Annotated in this window: 16 protein-coding genes; 9 read left to right on the forward strand and 7 right to left on the reverse strand. The window is 74.4% G+C overall.

Translation table 11 applies throughout. The annotated features are described in order from the left end of the window. Positions 1–235: hypothetical protein (locus tag LPU43_RS23700; RefSeq protein ID WP_229402718.1), on the forward strand; the 235-nt coding region annotated here is incomplete at its 5' end. A gap of 147 nt (positions 236–382) precedes the next feature. Here the strand turns inward: LPU43_RS23700 and LPU43_RS23705 are convergent. Beyond that, positions 383–601, reverse strand: a complete 219-nt coding sequence (locus LPU43_RS23705) for a hypothetical protein (protein ID WP_229402719.1) — start codon at positions 599–601, stop codon at positions 383–385. Positions 602–684: 83 nt separating this feature from the next. Here LPU43_RS23705 and LPU43_RS23710 point away from each other — a divergent pair, with 83 nt between their 5' ends. Continuing rightward, positions 685–2,280, forward strand: a complete 1,596-nt coding sequence (locus LPU43_RS23710; RefSeq protein ID WP_229402720.1) for an amidohydrolase — start codon at positions 685–687, stop codon at positions 2,278–2,280. 99 nt (positions 2,281–2,379) lie between these two features. Beyond that, the gene (locus tag LPU43_RS23715) at positions 2,380–3,246 is read left to right on the forward strand and encodes an AraC family transcriptional regulator (protein WP_229402721.1); all 867 of its coding nucleotides are present in this window, start codon (positions 2,380–2,382) and stop codon (positions 3,244–3,246) included. A gap of 51 nt (positions 3,247–3,297) precedes the next feature. On the opposite strand, the gene LPU43_RS23720 is transcribed toward LPU43_RS23715, so the two are convergent. Both LPU43_RS23720 and LPU43_RS23725 read right to left on the reverse strand, forming a co-directional pair. Then, positions 3,298–3,894, reverse strand: a complete 597-nt coding sequence (locus LPU43_RS23720; protein WP_229402722.1) for an ATP-dependent Clp protease proteolytic subunit — start codon at positions 3,892–3,894, stop codon at positions 3,298–3,300. 129 nt (positions 3,895–4,023) lie between these two features. Next, positions 4,024–4,896: a helix-turn-helix transcriptional regulator gene (locus LPU43_RS23725; RefSeq protein ID WP_229402723.1), complete on the reverse strand. Its 873-nt coding sequence runs from the start codon at positions 4,894–4,896 to the stop codon at positions 4,024–4,026. A 105-nt stretch (positions 4,897–5,001) separates the two neighbouring features. Between LPU43_RS23725 and LPU43_RS23730 the strand changes: the two genes are divergently transcribed. From LPU43_RS23730 to LPU43_RS23750, 5 genes are read left to right on the forward strand one after another with little or no spacing between them, the layout of a single operon-like run. Further along, positions 5,002–6,006, forward strand: coding sequence for a TroA family protein (locus LPU43_RS23730; RefSeq protein WP_229402724.1), 1,005 nt, complete (start codon positions 5,002–5,004; stop codon positions 6,004–6,006). After that, a complete protein-coding gene (locus LPU43_RS23735) occupies positions 6,003–6,821 on the forward strand; it encodes a siderophore-interacting protein (protein WP_229402725.1) in 819 nt (272 codons plus the stop codon). The genes LPU43_RS23730 and LPU43_RS23735 overlap by 4 nt, the downstream gene beginning before the upstream one ends. Then, positions 6,811–7,800: an iron chelate uptake ABC transporter family permease subunit gene (locus LPU43_RS23740; protein WP_229402726.1), complete on the forward strand. Its 990-nt coding sequence runs from the start codon at positions 6,811–6,813 to the stop codon at positions 7,798–7,800. The genes LPU43_RS23735 and LPU43_RS23740 overlap by 11 nt, the downstream gene beginning before the upstream one ends. Next, positions 7,797–8,816: a FecCD family ABC transporter permease gene (locus LPU43_RS23745; protein WP_229402727.1), complete on the forward strand. Its 1,020-nt coding sequence runs from the start codon at positions 7,797–7,799 to the stop codon at positions 8,814–8,816. The genes LPU43_RS23740 and LPU43_RS23745 overlap by 4 nt, the downstream gene beginning before the upstream one ends. Next, on the forward strand, positions 8,813–9,589 hold the full coding sequence (locus tag LPU43_RS23750; protein ID WP_229402728.1) for an ABC transporter ATP-binding protein: 777 nt from the start codon (positions 8,813–8,815) through the stop codon (positions 9,587–9,589). Before LPU43_RS23745 ends, LPU43_RS23750 begins: the two co-directional genes overlap by 4 nt. 75 nt (positions 9,590–9,664) lie before the next feature. Here the strand turns inward: LPU43_RS23750 and LPU43_RS23755 are convergent, their stop codons facing one another. After that, entirely contained in the window at positions 9,665–10,309 is a 645-nt protein-coding gene (locus LPU43_RS23755) for a helix-turn-helix domain-containing protein (protein WP_229402729.1), read from the reverse strand. A gap of 142 nt (positions 10,310–10,451) precedes the next feature. On the opposite strand from LPU43_RS23755, the gene LPU43_RS23760 reads away from it, so the two are divergent. Beyond that, positions 10,452–11,468 carry a potassium channel family protein gene (locus tag LPU43_RS23760; protein ID WP_229402730.1) on the forward strand — a complete coding sequence of 339 codons (1,017 nt, stop codon included), beginning with the start codon at positions 10,452–10,454 and terminating at the stop codon, positions 11,466–11,468. 74 nt (positions 11,469–11,542) lie between these two features. Here the strand turns inward: LPU43_RS23760 and LPU43_RS23765 are convergent, their stop codons facing one another. The 3 genes from LPU43_RS23765 to LPU43_RS23775 all read right to left on the reverse strand — a co-directional run bounded on the left by LPU43_RS23765 (position 11,543) and on the right by LPU43_RS23775 (position 16,209). Next, positions 11,543–12,577 carry a 2-oxoacid:ferredoxin oxidoreductase subunit beta gene (locus LPU43_RS23765; RefSeq protein ID WP_229402731.1) on the reverse strand — a complete coding sequence of 345 codons (1,035 nt, stop codon included), beginning with the start codon at positions 12,575–12,577 and terminating at the stop codon, positions 11,543–11,545. Beyond that, the gene (locus LPU43_RS23770) at positions 12,570–14,414 is read right to left on the reverse strand and encodes a 2-oxoacid:acceptor oxidoreductase subunit alpha (RefSeq protein WP_229402732.1); all 1,845 of its coding nucleotides are present in this window, start codon (positions 14,412–14,414) and stop codon (positions 12,570–12,572) included. The genes LPU43_RS23765 and LPU43_RS23770 overlap by 8 nt, the downstream gene beginning before the upstream one ends. Before the next feature lie 358 nt (positions 14,415–14,772). Further along, positions 14,773–16,209, reverse strand: a complete 1,437-nt coding sequence (locus LPU43_RS23775) for a hypothetical protein (RefSeq protein WP_229402733.1) — start codon at positions 16,207–16,209, stop codon at positions 14,773–14,775. Positions 16,210–16,320 lie beyond the last annotated feature (111 nt).

Consider the following 16,320-nt stretch of genomic DNA (forward strand, 5'->3'; position numbering starts at 1 on the left):
CCCCGCCGCCGTCGTCATGATCCTTCTCGTCCGGCAGTGGATCCGCTCCGACCAGCGGGAGCAGGCCCGTCTCGACCGCTCCGCCGACCGCGCCGAGGCCACCGGCGAGGCCGACGACCTCGCCCGCTACAACGCCTTCCTCGCCGCCGCCGGCACCGACCGGGGGACAGGACGTCGCGCCGTCGCGCCGGAGGACGGCCCGGACGACGTACGCGGGCAGCCGGGAACCTCCTGACGCCCCTGGCCGCGCGCCGATCGCCACCGGTCGCGGACGGCCGAGATGGCGCGGGGGCGGCGCATCGGCACCCCTCGGGTCAAGCCGGCACCCGAGGGCGGCGGAGGGGCGTTCAGCGGGGCGGTGCGCGCCAGGCGGAGGTGGCGCTCAGCGGGGCAGTTCGCGCCAGTTCCCGCTGCCGCCGCGCCAGGCCCCGGCGAGGATGCTCGCCGAGTTGCGGCTGGAACACTCCAGCACCTTCGAGCGGCCGTTCTCGCCACCGATCTGCGCCTGAACTTCCCACCGACGGCCATCGGTGCGGATGTAGATGTCCCGGCGTCCTCGGGGCGTCGGGTCCCCGTTCCACCAGTGCTGCTCGACGATCACCCGCCGACCGTACCAGCGCTCCCGCGCCCGCCCTTCCCCCGTCTAGCATGATCTGCCCCTGTCCGTCCGTCGAATCAGGAAAAATGACCGCCACGGTTTTCGAGAACGCCCGCATCCACACCCTCGATCCCGCCCGTCCCCGCGCCGAGGCCATGCTGGTGCGCGGCGAGCGGATCGTCGCCGTCGGAGACCTCGACGAGTGCCGGGGCCGCGCCGGCGTCGGCGCGCGCCGGGTCGACCTCGGCGGGGCGGCCGTGCTGCCCGGCCTGATCGACAGCCACATCCACTCGGGGCTCTACGTGCGCGGCCTGGAGCAGGCGGACCTGCGCGGCACGGCCAGCCTCGACGAGGCGCTGGCCCGGGTCGCCCGGCACGCCGCCGCCCTGCCGCCCGACGCGTGGGTCTTCGGCAACGGCTGGGACAGCCACAAGTGGGCGCGGCCGGTGCAGCCGAACCGGTACGACCTGGACCGGATCTGCCCGGACCGCCCCGCCGTGCTGCCCAGCGTCGACGGCCACACCACCTGGGTCAACTCCGCCGCCCTGCGGCGGCTCGGCTACGACGCCGGCACCCCGGACCCGGTCGGCGGGCAGATCGTCCGCGACGAGCGGGGCGAGCCCACGGGCATCCTGCGGGAGTCGGCCGGGGACGCGGCCTACGACGTCCTGCGCTCCTCGGTCGCCGGTGACCTGGTCGCGCAGTTGCGCGCCCACCTGCCCCGGCTGCTGGCCGTCGGCCTCACCAGCATCCACGACATCGACGGGCAGGACTGCCGGGCCGCCTTCGAGACCCTGTACGCCCGGGGCGAGCTGCCCCTGCGGGTGCACAAGTCGATCCCGGTGACCGCGCTGGACGAGGCGATCGACCTGGGCTGGGCGACCGGCGACGGGGACCGCTGGCTGCGTACCGGGCCGGTGAAGATCTTCACCGACGGGGCGCTCGGCTCGCACACCTGCCTGATGACCGAGCCGTACGAGGGCGAGCCGGACAACCACGGCATCGCGGTCACCTCGGCGGAGGAGTTCGAGCGGCTGGTGGCGAAGGCGGCCGGGGCCGGCATCGCCGTGGCCGCGCACGCCATCGGCGACGCGGCGAACGCGATGGTGCTGCGGGCGTACGCGCGCTGGCGGGAGACGGCGGGCGCCGAGCCGGCGGCACGGCGGCTGCGGCACCGGATCGAGCACACCCAGCACCTGCGGCCGCAGGACGTGCCGCTGCTCGCCCGGCTGGGCGTGATCGCCTCGATGCAGCCCACCCACTGCACCAGCGACATTCCCCTGACCAGCAGCATGCTCGCCGGACGGGACCTCGCCTCGTACGCCTGGCGCAGCCTGCTGGACGCGGGCGCGACGGTGGCGTTCGGCTCGGACGCCCCGGTGGAGGCCCCGGACCCGCTGCACGCCATCCACGCCGCCGTGACCCGGCAGCAGGCCGACGGCACCCCGCCCGGGGGCGTGGACCCGCACGAGCGGCTCGACCTCGACGCCGCGCTGCGCTGCCACACGATCTCCGGCGCGTACGCCTCCTACGAGGAGCACCTGAAGGGGCAGTTGCGCCCGGGGATGCTCGCCGACTTCATCGCGCTGCCGACCGACCCGTACCGGGTGGAGTCGGCGGCCCTGCGCGACCTCGCGGTGGCGCTGACGGTGGTCGGCGGGGTGGTGCGCTGGCAGCGCTGACCTGCGGCGGCGGCACCCGACCGGTTCGGGCACGGGATGTCGGGTCCCGTGGGGGCGCTCCTCCTAGGGTGGTGGGCGGCAGAGGAAGGGACGCAGCGGGTGCTGGACCGGCTGAACGAGGCGATGGCCTACGTCGAGCGGCATCTCGACCAGCGGATCGAGGTGGCCGAGCTGGCGCGGATCGCGGTCACGTCGGAGTACCACTTCCGACGGATGTTCTCCGCGCTGGCCGGCGTCCCGCTGTCGGAGTACGTCCGGCGTCGGCGGCTCACCGTCGCCGCCGCCGAGGTGCTCGCCGGGGAGCGCACGCTGCTCGACATCGCCGTCCGCTACGGGTACGGCTCGGCGGAGGCGTTCGGCCGGGCGTTCCAGGCGGTGCACGGGGTCGGGCCGGGCGAGGCCCGGCGCACCGGCGCGGTGCTGCGGTCGCAGCCCCGGATGTCCTTCCGGCTCATCGTCGAGGGGAGCACCGACATGCGGTACCGCATCGTCGAGAAGGACGCGTTCCACCTCATCGGGCGCAAGGCGCGCGTCCCGCTCGTGCACGCGGGGATGAACCCGGCGATCGTGGCGTTCGTCCGGAGCATCGACGCCGGGACGGTCGCCCGGATCGAGGCCCTGTGCGACCAGGAGCCGCGCGGGATCGTCAACGTGAGCGACGACCTGCCGGGCAGCCGGGAGGAGGGCGTCGAGCTGGACTACTGGCACGGCGTGGTCACCGGCGCCAACCCGCCGCAGGATCTGGACGGCATGCCGGTGGCGGCCGGCACCTGGGCGGTCTTCGAGAGCTCGGGGGAGTTCCCGCAGGCGATCCAGCACCTGTGGCGGGACGTGTTCACCGAGTGGTTCCCAGCCAACCCGTACCGCAGCCGGCCGGGCCCGGAGATCCTGCGGTCCCGGGTCTCGGCGGACGGCACGCGGGCCGACGCCGAGCTGTGGATTCCGGTGGAGCGCCCGGCCGGCTGAGCCGCCGTCGCCCCGCCCGCGTCGCGGTCCGGCCGGGGCGGGGCGGGGCGGTCAGCCCGACATCTGGTCGGCCCGGCTGAGCACCCGGTCGACCAGGCCGTACTCGCGGGCCTCCTCGGCGGTGAACCAGCGGTCGCGGTCCGAGTCCCGCTGGATCTGCTCCAGGTCGCGCCCGCTGTGTCGGGCGATCAGCTCCTGCATGGTCCGCTTGGCGTGCAGCATGTTCTGCGCCTGGATGGTGATGTCGGCGACCGTGCCGCCGAACCCGCCCGACGGCTGGTGCATCATGATCCGCGAGTGCGGGAGGGCGTACCGCTTGCCGGCCGTGCCCGCGCAGAGCAGGAACTGACCCATCGAGCCGGCGAAGCCGAGCGCGAGGGTGGCCACGTCGTTGCGGACGTACCGCATGGTGTCGTAGACGGCCATCCCGGCGCTGACCGAGCCGCCCGGCGAGTTGATGTAGAGGTGGATGTCCCGCTCGCTGTCCTCGGCGGCGAGCAGGAGGATCTGCGCGCAGATCTGGTTGGCCGACTCGTCGGTGACCTCCGTGCCGAGGAAGACGATCCGCTCCCGCAGCAACCGCTGGAAGACTTGGCCGTCGAAGGACGGCTGCCCCCCGTCCAGCATCCGTACGTCGTACCTGATCATGATGGGCCTCCCGCCGCCGGCGGGCGACGTGACGCGCCCGGGAACCGACCCGTCCAGCGTCTCCCCGGCCGCGCCGGTCGGCCCAGTGCTTCTGCCGGTGGCAGATCCGCCGACGGCAGAACCGGCCGGCTACGGCCGGACGGCACCCTGACCGGTGCCAGACGGCGGCAGCGGCCCGTCGGGGGTGGGCCTCATCGTGGCGGCGCGACCCGGCGTGCAGCCGTACTCCCGGGCGAAGGCGGAGATGAAGGCGGACGGGCTGGCGTATCCGATGCGGCGGGCGACCTCGCCGACCGGCCGGGTCTCCAGCAGCGCCAGCGACGCGCGCAGGCGCATCCTCGTCCGCCACTGCGAGTACGACATGCCGAACTCGCGGGCGAAGTCGCGTTGCAGCGTCTTGACGCTGACGTGCAGGCGTTCGGCCCATTCGGCGAGGCCGGTGGGGTCGCCGGGGTCCTGTGCCAGGGCCGTGGCGACCGCCACCGCGACGCCCGGGCCGCCGGCCGGCCGGTCGTCGGCCGGTTGCGGCCGGGGGGTGAGCCCGGCCATGATGCGGCGGCGGGCCTCGGGCGCGTCACGTTCGTCGTATCCCCGCTCGGTGAGCGCGAGGACGAGCCGGGCCGCCCCGGCGTCGATGGCGGCGACGCCGGCCCGTAGCCCGTCCAGGGCGGCGGGCACCTCGCGAAGGCAGATCCGGTAGACGGACTGCCGGTCCGCCGCGTGCACCTCGTGGGTCACCGCCCGGTGGGCCCAGAAGACCTCGTCCGGGCCGACGAAGGCGGCGTGCCGGCCGTGGCGGGCGGAGAGCAGGCCGTCGGGCGACCAGTAGAGCTGGTGCAGGAAGTCCTGCCGGCTCTCGGCGAACGCCAGCCGGGTCGCCGACCGGTAGCGCAGGACGAGGATGCCGTCGGGGTGGCCGAGGCCGTAGCCGAACTCGTCGCAGCGCCCCGGATCGCCTGCGACCGGGGCCGTGACCGTCCCGCTCTGACCTCTGCCCGACATGGGTTGACCTCTCGTCGACATTCCGCACGCGGAGGTAAGGCTAGCCTAACCTTCGCAGCCCAGCGGGGTTGCCACCCCACTGAAGCCCCTCAAAGGAACTGGTAGATGTCCGTACGACAGCACCGGCGTCTGATCCTCGCCGCAGCCCTGGCCCTCGCCGCCCTCACCGGCTGCGGCGCGGAGGGCGCCGCCTCGGGCGAGAAGTCCGGTGGTGCCTCCGACACCCGCGTCTTCGCCGCCGACAACGGCGAGGTCAGAATCCCGGTCGATCCCGAGCGCGTCGTCGCCACCGGCTACGCGGTGCCGGTCCTCATCGAGGCGGAAGCCGCCCTGGTGGGGATCTCCTCCTGGCGGCGTGGCCTGCCGATGATGACCGCGCAGGACCGATCCACCTACGACCGCCTGCCCAAGGTCGCCGGCGAGATGGCCGCCGAGACCAACTACGAGGCCATCGCCGCCGCCAAGCCGGACCTCATCGTGATCGGCGTCCCGAAGCCGGTCCTCGGCGACATCGACATGAAGCGGCTCGAGAGCATCGCCCCCGTCGTCGCGATCGGCCCCAAGCTGCCCGACGGCTGGCGCGAGGTCTCCCGCCAGCAGGTCGACGCCGCCGGCCGCGCGGCGCACTTCCAGGCGAGCAGGGAGGCGTACGAGAAGCGGGCGGGGGAGCTGAAGGAGAAGTACGGCAGCGTGCTCGGCGGCCTGAAGTTCGGCCACCTGGGCGCCTACGGCGAGGTCGCCAAGGGCACCTTCCACCGCGAGTTCGCCGGATCGTGGGGCACCAACATCGCCCAGGACATCGGGGTGAACTACTACGGAGCCGTCAGGAAGAAGGACGGGGGCGCGCTCGACGTGACCGAGTACCCCGCGCTCGAAGAGCTGCCGGAGAGCCTCGGCGAGGCCGACGCCATCACGTACACGCTCGAACCCGACGGCACCCCGGGCGAGGCGGTGCGGCACGTGCTCGACTCCGCGCTGTGGAAGAACCTGCCCGCGGTCAAGGCGGGTCGGGTGTTCCCGCTGCGGCACACCGAGGCGTCGACCCACGAGTCCGCGCTGAAGACCCTCGACGCCATCGACCGGGCCTTCGCGCCGCTGCTCGCCCGATGAGCGCCGACCGTCACGACCCCGCCGGCCGGGTCGCCGCCCACCACCGCGCCGGCAGCGGTGTCGCCCGCATCGGCTACCCCATCGGGGTACGACGCGTCCGGATCGTCGCCCGGCAGCAGGTGACCCCGCGCATGCTGCGGCTGACCCTCGGCGGAGCGGGCCTCGCCGGCTTCCACACGTACCAGGCCGACGACCACGTCCGGATCGTCTTCCCCGACCCGGACGGCACCCAGCGCGACCCCGTTCCCGACGGGCAGGGGATGCTCGACTGGCCCGAACCCTTCCCCCTCACCCGGAAGTACACCGTGCGCCGGTACGACGCCGCCGCGCACGAACTCGACCTGGACTTCGTGCTGCACGACGGCGGCGTCGCCTCGACCTGGGCGGCCTCGGCGGCGGTGGGCGACGAGGTGACGATCGCCGGCCCGCCCGGGGCGAAGGCGTTCCCGCACCACCACGACCACTACGTCCTCGCCGTCGACGGCACGGCGCTGCCGGCGGCCGCCCGGTGGCTGGAGGACGCGCCGGCCGACGTGTCGGCCCACGTCGTGGCCGAGGTCGACGACGCCGCCGAGCGGGGCTACCCGCTGGCGTCGCGCGACGGGGTGACGGTGACCTGGCTGGTGCGCGAGGGCGGCCACTCGACGCTGGCGGAGACGGTGCGGTCGCTGCGCCTGCCGGCCGGGCGGACGTTCCTCTTCGCGGCCGGCGAGGCGACCGACATCAGGCCGCTGCGCGCCTGGAGCCGCGACCGCGCCGTCGACTCGCTGATCACCGGTTACTGGAAACGCGGGACCGTCGGGCTTGAAGACTGACCTGCCCCGCCGGGCCACCCTCCTGCTCGGTTCCGTCGCGCTGCTCGTCGTCGCGGCGGGCGCGAGCATGGCGGTGGGCGCCCGCCCCGTCGCGGTGGGCGAGGTGTGGCGGGCCCTCACCGACTTCGCCGGCACCACCGACCACCACGTCGTCCGCGACATCCGGCTGCCCCGCACCGTCCTCGGCGTCTGCGTCGGCACCGCCCTCGGCGCGGCCGGCATGCTGATCCAGACGCTGACCCGCAACCCGCTGGCCGAGCCCGGCGTCCTCGGCGTCACCGCCGGGGCCGGCTTCGCGATCAACCTGGGTGTCCTGGCCGGCGTCACCGGGTCGCAGGCCGGGCAGCTCGGGCTCGCGGTGGCCGGCGCCGCCCTCGCCGCGATCGTGGTCTACGCCGTCGGGCGGGTCTCGCCGTTGCGGCTGGTCCTGGCCGGCGTCGCGCTGGGCTGGGTCCTGACGGGCGTCTCGCTCGGCCTGCGGCTGACCTTCCCCGACGTCTTCGACCGGTACCGGTTCTGGTCGGTGGGGGCGCTGGCCGGCACCGAGCAGACGCCGTTGCTGCTGCCCGTGCTGGTGACCGTGGTCGCCCTGGTCGCCGCGCTGGCCACGACCGGGCCGCTGAACGCGCTGGCCCTCGGCGAGGACGTCGCCCACGCGCTCGGCGCCCACGTCACCCGGGTCCGGCTCGCCGTCCTGGTGCTCGTCACCGTGCTCACCGGCGTCGCCACCGCCGTCGCCGGCCCGATCGCGTTCGTCGGCCTGATGGTGCCGCACCTGGCGCGGCGACTGGCGGTCGACTCGATTCCGTGGGGCATGGCGTACTCGATGCTGCTCGGGCCGCTCCTGCTGCTCGTCGCCGACATCGGCTCGCGGGTCCTGCTGCCCACCGGCGAGGTCCCGGTGTCGATCGTCACGGCGTTCCTGGGCGGCCCGGTGCTCATCTGGGCCGTCCGCCGCTACGGGGCGGGGGCGCGGTGAGCACGCTGACGCTGCGGGTGGGTTCGGTCGTGATCGAGGTCGAACGGCGTACGGCCGTCGTGTCGGCGGTGCTCGTCGGCCTCGCGGCGGGCCTCGCCCTGCTGGCGCTCTGCCACGGGCAGGACTGGGCCACCCCGGCGGAGGTGTTCACGGCCCTGACCCGGGGCGGCGAGTCGGCCTTCGTGATCAGGGAGTGGCGGTTGCCCCGGGTGGCCGCCGCGCTGGTCTTCGGCGCCTCCCTGGGGCTCGCCGGGGCGGTCTTCCAGAACCTGACCCGCAACCCGCTGGGCAGCCCGGACGTCATCGGCCTCGACGCGGGCGCGTACACGGGCGCGCTGGTGGCGATCACCCTGTTGAACGGCACCGCGGGGCAGCTCGCGGCGGGCTCGGTGGCGGGCGGGCTGCTGGCCGCCGCGGTCGTCTACCTGCTCTCGCTGGACTCCGGGCTCAGCGGCCTGCGGCTGGTCGTCGTCGGGATCGCCGTCAACGCGATGCTCACCGCGCTCAACTGCTGGATCGTGCTGCGGGCCGAGATCGACGTGGCGCTCGCCGCCACCGGGTGGAACGTCGGTTCGCTGAACGGCGTCGACTGGGCCGAGATCCGGTTGCCGTTCGCCGTCATCGGCCTCTTCGTGCTGCTGCTCCTCGTGATCTCCCAGGCCGTGCACCAGGGGGCCCTGGGCGACGAGATCGCCCGCACCAGCGGCGTACGGCTGGGCCGGCTGCGGCTGCTGATGGTCCTGGCCGGCGTCGGCTGCACCGCCACCGTGACCGCGGTCGCCGGGCCGGTCGTGTTCATCGCCCTCGCCGCGCCCCAGATCGGCCGGCGGCTGGCGCGGGCCGCCGGCGTGCCCCTGGTGCCGGCGGCGCTGACGGGCGCGGTGCTGCTGCTGGCCGCCGATCTCGTCGCGCAACTGCTGCTGGCCCCGGTCGCCCTGCCCGTCGGGGTGGTCACCACGGCGATCGGCGGCTGCTATCTCATCTGGCTGTTGAGCATGGAGGTGAAACGACGGTGAGCAGCCGCCTGACCGCGGAGGACGTCACGCTCGGCTACGGCGAGCGGGTGGTGTCGGCGCGGGTGAGCCTGGCCGTGCCGGACGGTGCGTTCACGGCCATCGTCGGGCCCAACGCGTGCGGAAAGTCGACGCTGTTGAAGGCGTTCGTCCGGCTGCTCACCCCGTCGTCGGGGGCGGTTCGCCTCGACGGCCGGGACGTCGCCGACCACCGCCCGAAGCGCTTCGCGCGCCAGGTCGGGTTCCTGCCGCAGGGCCTGGTCGCCCCCGAGGACATCGTCGTCCGGCGGCTCGTCGCCCGGGGCCGCTACCCGCACGGGTCCCTGCTCGGCACGGGGACGGCCGCCGACGCCGAGGCGGTCCGCTCGGCGATGGAGGTGGCCGGCGTCGCCGAGCTGGCCGAGCGGCGGGTCGAGGAGCTGTCCGGGGGCCAGCGGCAACGCGTCTGGATCGCGATGGTGCTGGCGCAGGAGACGCCGTACCTGCTGCTCGACGAGCCCACCACGTTCCTCGACATCACCCACCAGTACGAGCTGCTGGCGCTCTTCGCGCGGCTGCGCGACGAGGGCCGGACGATCGTCGCGGTCCTGCACGACATCAACCAGGCGTGCCGCTTCGCCGATCACCTCGTGGCGATGAAGGGTGGCCGGGTCGTCGCGCAGGGGCCGCCGGCCGACGTGGTGGACGCGGAACTCATGCGGGAGGTCTTCGGCCTGCCCAGCGTGGTGATGCCGAACCCGGCGACCGGCACCCCGATGGTCGTGCCGACCGTCTGACCGCCCGGGCGGCCCGTCCGGCGGGCTCGCGCCCGCGCACCGACCGCCGCGCGGTGTCTCCGTCGCCGGCCGGGCCTAGCGGAGGGTCAGCCGGCGGCGGCGCGCCACGGCCCGCCGCCGGGCCAGCATCCTGGCGGTACGCGCGGCCGGGCGCCCGAGCGGCGCGGGCCCGACCAGCCGGACCCGCGCGACGTCGAGGGGCGGGCCGGGGTGCCCCACCGCACCGCCCACCGAGAGGGTGGGCGCGCCGAAGCCCGACCCGCCGACGTGCAGCAGCCGCCCGCCCGCGCCCGGGGTCACCCCGCCGAGCCGGAGCACCGGGCCGGCGGTCACCCGCGTCGCCCCCGCGCCGCGCGGCGGCCCGGCCGGCTGCGGCGCGGTCGCGTCGGCGTGGAACCCGACGCGCGGGCGCGGGGCGGGCTCGCCGCCCACCGGCACGCCCTCCAGCCGGGCCAGGGCGGACCTCGGCGCGGCCGGCACCCGGCGCTCCACGCGGCGCAGGTCGTCGCGGGCCTCCTCCAGCAGGTCGGACAGGCCGATGCCGAGGGCCCGGCAGACGGCGGCCAGCACCTCGGAGCTGGCCTCCTTGCGCCCGCGCTCCACCTCCGACAGGTACGGCAGGGAGACCCCCGCCGCCTCGGCCACCTCGCGCAGCGTCCGGCCCTGACGCTGCCGCACCCTGCGCAGCACCGCGCCGATCACCCGTCGCAGCAATGACATCGCCCTGCCTCCTCGCGATGGCGGTACGTCCCATCATGCCGGTTCGGCGGGCCGCGCACAGACCCCCGGCCTGGCGCGCCGGCCGCACGCCCACCCGCTATGTTGGGCACGTGCAGGCGACGGAGGCGGAGCGGGTTCGACAGTGATCCATTTTCCCGCGCAGCGGCGGGGCCCGCTGAGCGCGCTGAGTCTGCGCCTGGCCGCCGCCCTCGGCCTGGTCCTCGCCGTCGTCGCCGCCGTCTACCTCGACCGCGACGGCTACCGCGACGTCAACGAGGACGGCCTCACCCTCCTCGACTGCTTCTACTACGCGGTGGTCTCCCTCTCCACCACCGGGTACGGCGACATCACGCCGGCCAGCCCGTCCGCGCGCCTGGTCAACGTCCTGTTCGTCACCCCGGCCCGGGTGCTCTTCCTGATCATCCTGGTCGGCACCACCCTGGAAGTCCTGACCGAGCAGTACCGGACCGGCCGTCGCCTGACCCGGTGGAGGAGAAGCGTGAAGAACCACGTCATCATCTGCGGCTACGGCACCAAGGGCCGCAGCGCGGTCTCGGCCCTGCTGGAGAACGGCCTGGAGCGGTCCCGCATCGTGGTGGTCGAGCGCAGCCCGGCGGCGCTGCGGCAGGCGACCTCGGCGGGGCTCGTCGCGATCGAGGGTTCGGCGACCCGCTCGTCGGTGCTCAACGAGGCGCACGTGAAGTCGGCCAAGGCGGTGATCATCGCGACCGACAGCGACGACGCGTCGGTGCTGGTGGCGCTCACCGTCCGGCAGCTCACCGCCGGTCAGGTGCGGATCATCGCGGCGGCCCGCGAGGCCGAGAACGCCCCGCTGCTCAAGCAGAGCGGCGCCCACCATGTGATCGTCTCCTCCGCCACGGCGGGTCGCCTGCTCGGCCTCTCCACCTCCGCGCCGCCGCTGATCGACGTGGTGGAGGACCTGCTCACCCCGGGCCAGGGCATGGCCCTGGCCATGCGCTCGGCCGAGCGTGACGAGGTCGGCCGCTCGCCGCGCGAGCTGGAATCCCTGGTCATCGCGCTGGTCCGGCGGGGCAAGGTGGTCACGCTCGCCGACAAGGCCGGCGCGGTCGTCGAGACCGGCGACATGCTCGTGCACGTCCGCGACGACCGCCCCCAGCCGGCCGGCACGCCCGGCTGACGCCCGACCGCCGAGACGCGCGGAGCCCGCCACCGTCCGGTGGCGGGCTCCTGCGACTGGCGACTAGGGGGCGGTCAGAGGATCGTCCAGGTGTCGCCGCTGCTCAGCAGGCCGGCGAGCTGCTGCTCCGGCGTCTCGGTGACCTCGGCCGTGGCCGCGGCCACCTGGGCCTGCACCACGCTGTCGTAGGAGGGACGCTCGACCGAGCGGAACACGCCGATCGGGGTGTTGCGCAGGTCGAGCCCGGGCAGCCGGGACAGCGCGAACGCGTACGCCGGGTCGGTGACGGTCGCGTCGTGCACGACGATCTCCTCCGCCGGGGTGGCCGCCGTCTCCCGCACCTCCAGGCCGAAGCCGCCCGGCGGGTGGACGACGCAGAACTGCCCGTCGGCGCCGAACGTGATCGGCTGCCCGTGCTCCAGGCGGATCAGGTGGTCGTCCCGGATACCCGGCTCCTTGAGCTGGTCGAACGCCCCGTCGTTGAAGATGTTGCAGTTCTGGTAGATCTCCACGAACGCCGAGCCCTCGTGCTCCGCGGCGGCCCGCAGCACCGACTGGAGGTGCTTGCGGTCGGAGTCGATCGTGCGGCCCACGAAGGTGGCCTCCGCGCCGAGGGCGAGCGAGAGCGGGTTGAACGGCGCGTCCGCCGAGCCGACCGGGGTCGACTTGGTGACCTTGCCGACCTCGGAGGTCGGGGAGTACTGCCCCTTGGTCAGCCCGTAGATCCGGTTGTTGAAGAGCAGGATCTTCAGGTTGACGTTGCGGCGCAGCGCGTGGATCAGGTGGTTGCCGCCGATCGACAGCGCGTCGCCGTCGCCGGTGACGACCCAGACGGAGAGGTCCGGGCGGGACACCGACAGGCCGGTGGCGATCGCCGGGGCGCGGCCGTGGATCGAGTGCATCCCGTAGGTGTTCATGTAGTACGGGAAGCGCGAGGAGCAGCCGATGCCGGAGACGAAGACGATCCGCTCCCGGGGGATGTTCAGCTCCGGCATGAACTGCTGCACGGCGGCGAGGATCGCGTAGTCACCGCAGCCGGGGCACCAGCGCACCTCCTGGTCGGACTTGAAGTCCTTCGCGGTGAGCTTGAGGGCGACGGGCTCAGACATTCTTCAGGACCTCTTCCAGCATCGTCTCCAGCTCGGCGGCGGTGAACGGCAGGCCGCGGACCTGGTTGTAGCCGATGGCGTCGACCAGGTACCGGCCCCGGATCACGTGGGCGAGCTGGCCGAGGTTCATCTCGGGGATGACCACCCGGTCGTAGGAGCGCAGCACCTCACCGAGGTTGGCCGGCATCGGAGCCAGGTGCCGCAGGTGCGCCTGGGCGACGGAGAGGCCGCGCTGGCGCAGCCCCCGGCAGGCCGCGCCGATCGGGCCGTACGTCGAGCCCCAGCCCAGCACCAGCACGCGGGCGTCGCCGTCCGGGTCCTCCACCTCGACGTCCGGCACCGGGATCGTCTCGATCCGGGCCGCCCGGGTGCGCACCATGAAGTCGTGGTTCGCCGGGTCGTATGAGATGTCGCCAGTCTTGTCGGCCTTCTCCAGGCCGCCGATGCGGTGCTCCAGCCCCGGCGTGCCCGGCACGGCCCACGGCCGGGCCAGGGTCTCCGGGTCGCGCAGGTACGGCAGGAAGGCGCCGTCCTCGCCGTTGGGCTCGGTGGCGAACTCGACCCGCAGGTCGGGCAGGGACTCCACGTCGGGCAGCAGCCACGGCTCGGAGCCGTTGGCGACGTAGTTGTCCGACAGCAGGAGCACCGGGGTGCGGTAGGTCAGCGCGATCCGGGCCGCCTCGATGGCCGCGTGGAAGCAGTCCGAGGGCGACTTCGGGGCGATCACCGCGACCGGGGCCTCGCCGTGCCGGCCGTGCAGCGCCATGTTGAGGTCGGCCTGCTCGGTCTTGGTCGGCATGCCCGTCGACGGCCCGGCCCGCTGCACGTCCACGACGACCAGCGGCAGCTCCAGCGCCACCGCGAGGGAGATCGTCTCGCTCTTGAGCGCCACGCCGGGGCCGCTGGTGGTGGTGACGCCGAGCGCGCCGCCGTACGAGGCGCCCAGCGCCGCGCCCACGGCGGCGATCTCGTCCTCGGCCTGCATGGTGACCACGCCGAACCGCTTGTGCTTGCTCAGCTCGTGCAGGATGTCCGAGGCCGGGGTGATCGGGTACGCCCCGAGGAACACCGGCAGACCGGAGCGCACGCCCGCGGCCACCAGGCCGAGGGAGAGCGCCGCGTTGCCGGTGATGTTGCGGTACGTGCCCGGCAGCATCCGGGCCGGCTTCACCTCGTACCGGACGGCGAAGGAGTCGGTGGTCTCGCCGAAGTTCCAGCCCGCCCGGAAGGCCGCGATGTTCGCCGCGACCAGCTCGGGGCGCTTGGCGAACTTGCGCTCCAGGAAGCGCAGCGTCGACTCGTAGGGGCGCGAGTACATCCACGAGAGCAGGCCGAGGGCGAACATGTTCTTCGCCCGCTCGGCGTCCTTCTTGGACACGGCCTGGTCGGCCAGCGCCCCGACGGTCATCGAGGTGAGCGCGACGGGGTGCACCACGTACCCGGTGAGGGAGTCGTCCTCCAGCGGGTTGGCCTGGTAGCCCACCTTGGCGAGGTTGCGCTTGGTGAACTCGTCGGTGTTGACGATGATGTCCGCGCCGCGCGGCAGGTCGGCCAGGTTGGCCTTCAGCGCCGCCGGGTTCATCGCCACCAGCACGTTCGGCGAGTCGCCGGGCGTGAGGATGTCGTAGTCGGCGAAGTGCACCTGGAAGCTCGACACGCCCGGCAGGGTGCCGGCGGGGGCCCGGATCTCGGCCGGGAAGTTGGGCAACGTGGAGATGTCGTTGCCCAACTGTGCCGTCTCCGAGGTGAACCGATCCCCGGTGAGCTGCATGCCGTCGCCGGAGTCCCCGGCGAACCGGATGACCACCCGGTCGAGTTGACGGATCTGCTTGGTCACTGTGCCCCCTTCGTTCGTGACTGCGGGGCTCGCAGACCCGGCTCACGCCTCGCGCTCACGCCTGCACCTCGCTTCGCTCGGCGCGGAAGCGCGGGCGGCTGAACATGGTGGTGACCTCGCCTTGCCCGGCCACGGGACCTCCTTGACGTGCCGCCGCACCCGCACCGTCCGTGGCTGGTCCGGTCCGGTCTGTTCCTCCACCCGAGAGCGTACGTCGAACGGGGGGTCGAACTCTCCAAGAGGTCCGCCGACTGGGATCGAAAACGGGGCGATTATGGGGGGTTCATCGCCGTTTTGCCCCGGCCGCCGTAATCAGAATCACCCGACTTGGTAGGTAGGTAAGGCGGCCGGGCGGCGATCAGTCCGAGCGGGCCGCCGCGGGTGGGGCCGGGGCCGCGCCGGGCGGGCCGGTGAGCCGGCGGCGCAGCGAGGCGGTGGCCAACGCGAGCGCCAGGGCCACCAGCAGCACGGAGATCACGATCAGGGTGATCGCGGCGCCCCGCACGTCGCCGAGACCGCCGGGGTCGCGGGCGGCCCCGGCCGCGGCGAGCACGCCCTGGGAACCGGCCGGGGCCGGCGTCGCGGCCGGGGTCGAGATCGCCGCCGCCGCCGTGATCCGGAAGCTCATCTGCAACTGCCGGGCGCGACCGCTGAGCGGTTCGAGCCGACCGACCACGGCGCCGGCCAGCGGCGCGTCCCGCTGGGCCTCGGGGGTCGCGCTCACCGGGAGCCGGAGGCTCACGGCGTCGCCGGCCGGGACCACGCCCACGTCGCACCGGGTGCGCGTGGCGCTCAGCACGACGCAGCCGGCGGGCGGGGCCGGCACCGTCACCCCGGCGGGCAGGACCACCTCGACCCGGCCGGAGGCGTCGACCTGGCCGGTGTTGCCCAGCCGGACGCCCAGCTCGCTGGCGGCCCCGCTGATGTCGAAGGCCACCCCCTCGGCCCGCAGCGAGATGCCGGGCACCGGCGGCCCCGGCGGGAAGAGCACCGCGAAGCCCTCGTTGTCCTCCGCCGAGCCGGCCACGCCGGGGGCGGTCGCGCTCACCCGGACCGCGCCGCTCAGCGGCATCCCGCGCCATGCCGCACCGTCGACCCGCACCCTGACCAGGGTGCTGAACCGGGCCCCGGGCGCGGTCGTCCACCCGCCGCAGCGGTGCTCGCCGCCCCCGGTCGCGGCGCAGCCGGGGGTGCCCGCGTCCGTCAGGCCGGCCGGGAGGGTGTACGACAGCCCGACCAGCTCGGGCACCTCGCCGGTGTTCGCCACGGTGACCCGCAGCGTGGTCGTCGTGCCCCCCGCGTTCCAGTACGCCTCCGTCAGCGCGATGTCCTCCGTGCTGACCCGCACGCCCAGCCGGCCCGGCGCGGGCGCGCCCGACGCCGGGGGCGGCGGGACGGGCGGGGCGGAGGTCGCCGGGGGCGGGGGAGCGGTGGTGGCCGCCGGCGCGGTGGGCGGGGGCGGGTCGGCGGGCGTGGGCGGCGTGGTCGGGGTCGGGTCGGCGGGCGTGGGCGCGGGGGGAGTGGTCTGCGCGGGCGGCGGCTCGGTCGACGGCGCGTCGCTGGGCACCGGCTCGGTCGGCGGGCTGGGCTCGACGGGCGGGGTCTCACCGCCGGGCTCGCCCTCCGGGCCCACCGGCGGGTCGGCCGCGTATGCCGCCGCGCGGGTCGCGGCCGGGGCGGCGGTGGCCCCGCCCGGCAGCGCTGCGGCCGAGACCAGGCCACCGGCCACGAGGGATGCCACGAGCAGCGCCGCGACGCGTCGGTCGGCTGCCCGCCGAACGGGGCGTACGTCCACGCGGGCAATCCCTCCGAGGGCTGGTCGATGAGGGTCTAATCCTCGGTAACCCGGGCCCGTCGCACTAGTCCCACGGGGAAACATTTCCGTAACATGTCCGGTACGTCCCCG

It is taken from the genome of Micromonospora okii (assembly GCF_020884795.1).
Lineage (GTDB): Bacteria > Actinomycetota > Actinomycetes > Mycobacteriales > Micromonosporaceae > Micromonospora > Micromonospora okii.

Excerpts from the sequence above, each read along its gene's own strand:
- LPU43_RS23720 (WP_229402722.1), bottom strand. The coding sequence starts at position 3,894 with ATGATCAGGTACGACGTACGGATGCTGGACGGGGGGCAGCCGTCCTTC.
- LPU43_RS23725 (WP_229402723.1), bottom strand. The coding sequence starts at position 4,896 with ATGTCGGGCAGAGGTCAGAGCGGGACGGTCACGGCCCCGGTCGCAGGC.
- LPU43_RS23765 (WP_229402731.1), bottom strand. The coding sequence starts at position 12,577 with ATGTCTGAGCCCGTCGCCCTCAAGCTCACCGCGAAGGACTTCAAGTCC.
- LPU43_RS23730 (WP_229402724.1), top strand. The coding sequence starts at position 5,002 with ATGTCCGTACGACAGCACCGGCGTCTGATCCTCGCCGCAGCCCTGGCC.
- LPU43_RS23710 (WP_229402720.1), top strand. The coding sequence starts at position 685 with ATGACCGCCACGGTTTTCGAGAACGCCCGCATCCACACCCTCGATCCC.
- LPU43_RS23755 (WP_229402729.1), bottom strand. The coding sequence starts at position 10,309 with ATGTCATTGCTGCGACGGGTGATCGGCGCGGTGCTGCGCAGGGTGCGG.
- LPU43_RS23735 (WP_229402725.1), top strand. The coding sequence starts at position 6,003 with ATGAGCGCCGACCGTCACGACCCCGCCGGCCGGGTCGCCGCCCACCAC.